The sequence below is a fragment of the Cellulomonas citrea genome (assembly GCF_009829685.1).
Lineage (GTDB): Bacteria > Actinomycetota > Actinomycetes > Actinomycetales > Cellulomonadaceae > Cellulomonas > Cellulomonas citrea.
Map to the genome: position 1 here is coordinate 1 of NZ_VWSD01000194.1, position 4391 is coordinate 4391.

The following is a 4391-nucleotide window of genomic DNA, read 5'->3' on the forward strand; positions in this document are numbered from 1 at the left end:
CGCGGTGCTGGGCGCCGCGATGCGACCGGGCGTCGAGCTGGTGCTCGACCTCGTCGGTCTCGACCGTCAGCTGGCGGGGGCCCGGCTGGTGGTCACCGGCGAGGGGTCGCTGGACGCCCAGACGTTGGCCGGCAAGGCGCCCTGGGGTGTGGCCCGGGCCGCCGCCGGGGTGCCGACGGTGGCCGTGTGCGGGCGCCGGCTGCTCGACCCGGACCAGGTCCGTGCGGCCGGTTTCGCGCAGGCGTACGCGCTCACCGACCTCGAGCCCGACCTCGACCGGTGCCGACGTGAGGCGGGTCCGCTGCTGCGCGCCCTGGCCGCGCGGGTCGGCGAGCGATGGCTCGTCGAGCCGACGCGCTGAGCCGACGAGGCTGCGACCGGAGGGTCAGGCGGGTGGGCTCAGAGCCGTTCGAGGCGCGGGCTGTCGAAGGCCACGCGGCGCAGCTGCCCGCCGAAGTCGACGATGACGGCGTGCGGGCCGTCGGCCTTCACGGCGCGTCCCAGACCCCAGCGGTCGTGCGAGACACGGTCACCCACCGCCACGGGTGGGTACTTGGCGGCCTGCTCGTCACGGGACTTGTTGAACGGGCTGGACGCCAGATGGCTCGGACGGGACGTGCGAGGGGTGGACACGCGGATTCTCCTCGATCAGACCCTGGACGGAAGGTCTGTCACCTCGAAGGGTACGCGGTCCCGCCCGGACCGGACCGCGGCGCCGGTGCCGGCACCGCGTCACGGGTCAGTGGGTGGACGGTGCGTCGTCCACCGGCGCGCGGTCACCGGCCGGCTCGAACCGGATCCGCGCGGCGGCCCGCGCGACCTCGTCGGCCCGCTCCTGCTCACGGACCTGCCGCACCCCGGCCTGGGCCGCGCGCAGCGCGCGCGCCGCGTCCAGCTCGGCGCCGAGCGAGCTGAGCATCTCGCCGAGCGCTGCCGCCAGGCCGTTCTCGAGGTCGTGCAGCGAGGTGTGCTCGACGAGCAGCCGCCGGTCCTCGACGACGAGCGCGAGCGCCGGGTCGACCCCGGTGCGCTCGACGAGCAGCCGCGCAGTGGCCGGGTCCTCGATGTGTGCGCGCTCGTCGTGGGTCACCTGGCGGGAGAACACCACCGGCACGGTGTACGAGGTCGGCTCCTGCGCCGTCCCCAGCTCCTGGGGCAGGCCGGAGGTCAGCACCGACAGCAGCCGCAGCGGGCCGGCGGCGTCGGTCGGGGCGGGCGCTGAGGTCGGGGTGGGCGCTGCGGTCGGGGTGGGCACAGCGGTCACGGAGGTCGTCAAGGAAGGTCATCGCCGATCTGGTCGAGGTGGACCCGGGCTCCTGAGTCAGGTCCGGGACGGTGTGGTGCCGGCGGCGCTCAGCCCTCGGCGAGGTGCGTCGGCCCGGGTCCCGGGTCGGCCGCGGCGTGCGCACGCCGGGTCGTGCCGCGGCGGTCGGCGCCGATGCGACGGCGCAGCTGACCGATGCGCAAGGTCCCCACCGTGAGCGCGACGACCGCCGAGGCGACCCCGGCGATGAGCAGCGTGAGGGCCAGCGGCGCGGTGCCCCGCAGCCCGAAGAAGGCGACCTCCACGGGGGTGGTGTTCTGCATCATGAACACGATGAGCAGCACGAGGACGGCCGTCCCGACCGAGATGGCCATCCAGGTCGCCGCCACCCGGGTGCGGTCCACGGGCGGCGCGGGCTGCGGCGGGTTCACCACGTCGACGGGCGGCTCCGGGACGAGCGGCACCGCCACGTCCCGCGAGTGGTCCGGTCGGACGGTTCGTGCAGGTCGTCGGACGGGCATGACGCCCTCTTCCTTGGTGCCGGGTGGTGGGCGGCGCGACCGGCGCGCCCTTCGTCCCGGGACTGCTCCCAGGGTACGCCGGGCCTCGGGCACCGGCCCGGGCGGCCCGTCCGACACCGTCACGGTGCGCTGGTCCCGGTACGCCCGTACCTGTCGTCGAGGCGGACGATGTCCTGGCGCCAGCCCGGGGCCGCCGAGGACACCTCGGCGAGCACCGCGTCGCCCACCGCGGTGAGCCGGTGCCGCACCCCCGGCGGCAGATGGACGGTGTCCCCCGCCCGCAGCGTGTCGACCTGCAGCTGCTGTTCCGCCGGACCGTGCTCGAGGAGCACCTGCCCGGAGAGCACGAGCATCGTCTCGTCCTTGTCCCGGTGGTACTGCAGGCTCAGCGACTGCCCGTCGGTCACCACGAGCAGCTTGCCGACGTAGCCGTGGGAGCCGTCGGCGAACATCGTCTCGTGCCCCCAGGGCTTGGGCTGGACCGTCCCCGTGGCGAGCTCGGCGCCCGCACCACCGGTTCCGACCGGCGCGGTCATCGCGGCACCATCGCCGCGAGCAGCCCGTCCAGGTCCACGAGGGCGATCCGGGTCCGGGAGTCGCTGCACCCGTAGGGCAGCACGAGGGTGCGACCGTGCAGCATCGCACCGCAGCTGTAGACGACGTTCGGCACGTAGCCCTCGCGCTCGTCGGGCGTCGGGGTGAGGAACGGCTGCTCGAGCGTGGCCACGACGGTCTGCGGGGCGTGCAGGTCGAGCAGCACGGCGCCGATGGCGTAGGTCCGCATCGGCCCCACCCCGTGGGTGAGCACGAGCCAGCCGGCCTCGGTCTCGACCGGCGGCCCGCAGTTGCCGAGCTGGACGATCTCCCAGGGCCGTTCGGGCACCTGCACGAGCACGGGGGCCTCCCAGTGCAGCAGGTCCGCGGACGTCGTGATCGCGTTGGACTCCCGGTCGGCACGCGAGAGCGCGACGTACCGACCGTCGATGCGCCGCGGGAACAGGGCCAACCCCTTGTTGCGGCTGCCCGGCCCGGTGATCGGCGTCGAGGAGAACGTGCGGAAGTCGTGGGTGCGCAGCAGCTGCTGGCCGATGTCCCGCCCGTCGTAGGCGGTGTAGGTGCCGAGGTACTCCGTCTGGCCGTCGTCCGCGACGGTGGCGACCATGCGCGCGTCCTCCACCCCCTTGCTCTCGTGCGGCGACCGGGGCAGCAGCACCCGTTCGGCCGGGGTGGAGTCGGCCGGGAACTGCACGACGTAGGTGCTCGCGGCGATCCGTTCCAGGTCGTCGACGGTGCGCGCCGCGAAGGCCCGGGTCAGCCCCTGGGCCGTGAGCCGGGCGATCGCGCCGGCGAGGTCACCGGGGCCGAACTCCGGGGCCAGGCGCGCCAGCACGAACTCGGCGTCGGCGCGGTCGTCACCCAGCTCGCGCAGCTGGTGCGCGAACGCGTCGTGCGAGTAGGTCGCGGCCTGCTCCTCGGGCAGCACGACGACGGTCGGCGGCGGGTCGAGCAGCACGTGGTCGTCGCGGTCCACGACACCGGTGCGCAGCTCGATGCAGGACACGTGCCCCTCGCCGACCCCGCGCAACGTCATGAGGAACCGCACCGACCCGGCCGGCAGCCCGGTCTGGTCGGGGTGGGCCACCATCGAGGGGTTGAACAGCCCCGCACCCTCGACCGCGACCTCCTGGGTGAAGTAGGCACCGATGAGCCGGCGCCGGTCGACGGACAGCTGGCGGGACGCCTCGACGCGGTGGGCGATGAGCCGGAAGTGCGACTCCCACGTCGCCTCGAGCCGCCGGTGCCGGGTGCCGAACCGGGCGCCCAGCAGCGCGAGCTCGGCCGTCACCTGCTCGTCGCTGAGCGCGAGCACCCGGTTGAGCACGTTCGCGGACCGGGACCGGCCCGAGGCGGCCATCTCCTGGCCGGGCAGGAAGATCGCAGTCGTCACGCGGGCCCGGTCGGGGGTCAGCTCGTGCTCGGTGCGGGTGACCCAGGCCGGGTCGGTGCCGCTCACGCACGCACCGCCCGGTCCGCCACCAGGGCGAGCTCGCGGGTGGCGAGCCAGGCCAGCGTCGACTCGGCCCCCTGGTTCTGGTTGACCGAACCGTCCTCGAGCCCGTCGAACCCGCCGCCGGTGGCCTCGTCGGCCATCACGAGGCCGCGGTCGTTCTCACCGGTGAACCAGGCGGCGCACCGCTGCAGCAGCGCCGCCCAGCGCTCGTCACGCGTGGCGTCCAGGGCTGTGCGGGCGGCCTCCGCGAGCGCGGCCACCTCGATGGGCTGCTGGTCGAAGCCCGGACGCGGGTCGTGCGGTCCACGACCACCGGCCGGCACCGGTGACAGGTGACCGTCGACGGTCTGCTCGTCCTCCAACCAGCCGAGCAGCCGCAGCCCGTCGCGGCGCAGCGCCCCGTCACGCAGCGCGACGCCGACGGCGATCATGGCCTCGGGCAGCACGGCGTTGGCATAGCTGAGCCGGGCCTCGGGCCGGTCGACCGACCTGCGCGCCTGTCAGGAGCCGTGCGGTGTGGGCAGGAGGGTGTCGATCTGCTGGCGCATCCACCCGGTGTAGATCGCGCCGAGCGTGGGCCGGCCCGCGTGGGCGG

Annotated in this window: 7 protein-coding genes; 1 reads left to right on the forward strand and 6 read right to left on the reverse strand. The window is 74.7% G+C overall.

Annotated elements, in window-relative coordinates:
* On the forward strand, window positions 1–361 hold a 361-nt coding region (locus F2B26_RS14700), incomplete at its 5' end, for a glycerate kinase (RefSeq protein WP_201292764.1).
* 38 nt (window positions 362–399) lie between these two features.
* Here the strand turns inward: F2B26_RS14700 and F2B26_RS14705 are convergent.
* From F2B26_RS14705 to F2B26_RS14730, 6 genes are all read right to left on the reverse strand, one after another.
* Window positions 400–633 (reverse strand): hypothetical protein, encoded by a 234-nt coding sequence (locus F2B26_RS14705; protein ID WP_159810633.1) that lies wholly within the window; start codon window positions 631–633, stop codon window positions 400–402.
* A gap of 106 nt (window positions 634–739) precedes the next feature.
* Complete coding sequence (locus F2B26_RS14710) at window positions 740–1264, reverse strand: hypothetical protein (RefSeq protein ID WP_159810635.1); 525 nt, start codon at window positions 1262–1264, stop codon at window positions 740–742.
* A gap of 89 nt (window positions 1265–1353) precedes the next feature.
* Window positions 1354–1728, reverse strand: a complete 375-nt coding sequence (locus F2B26_RS14715) for a LapA family protein (RefSeq protein WP_201292765.1) — start codon at window positions 1726–1728, stop codon at window positions 1354–1356.
* A gap of 176 nt (window positions 1729–1904) precedes the next feature.
* A complete protein-coding gene (locus F2B26_RS14720) occupies window positions 1905–2321 on the reverse strand; it encodes a cupin domain-containing protein (RefSeq protein WP_159810639.1) in 417 nt (138 codons plus the stop codon).
* Complete coding sequence (locus F2B26_RS14725; RefSeq protein WP_201292766.1) at window positions 2318–3799, reverse strand: glycoside hydrolase family 130 protein; 1482 nt, start codon at window positions 3797–3799, stop codon at window positions 2318–2320. The genes F2B26_RS14720 and F2B26_RS14725 overlap by 4 nt, the downstream gene beginning before the upstream one ends.
* Window positions 3796–4242 carry a hypothetical protein gene (locus tag F2B26_RS14730; protein WP_159810641.1) on the reverse strand — a complete coding sequence of 149 codons (447 nt, stop codon included), beginning with the start codon at window positions 4240–4242 and terminating at the stop codon, window positions 3796–3798. Before F2B26_RS14730 ends, F2B26_RS14725 begins: the two co-directional genes overlap by 4 nt.
* Window positions 4243–4391: the final 149 nt, after the last annotated feature.

Excerpts from the sequence above, each read along its gene's own strand:
- F2B26_RS14720 (WP_159810639.1), bottom strand. The coding sequence starts at position 2,321 with ATGACCGCGCCGGTCGGAACCGGTGGTGCGGGCGCCGAGCTCGCCACG.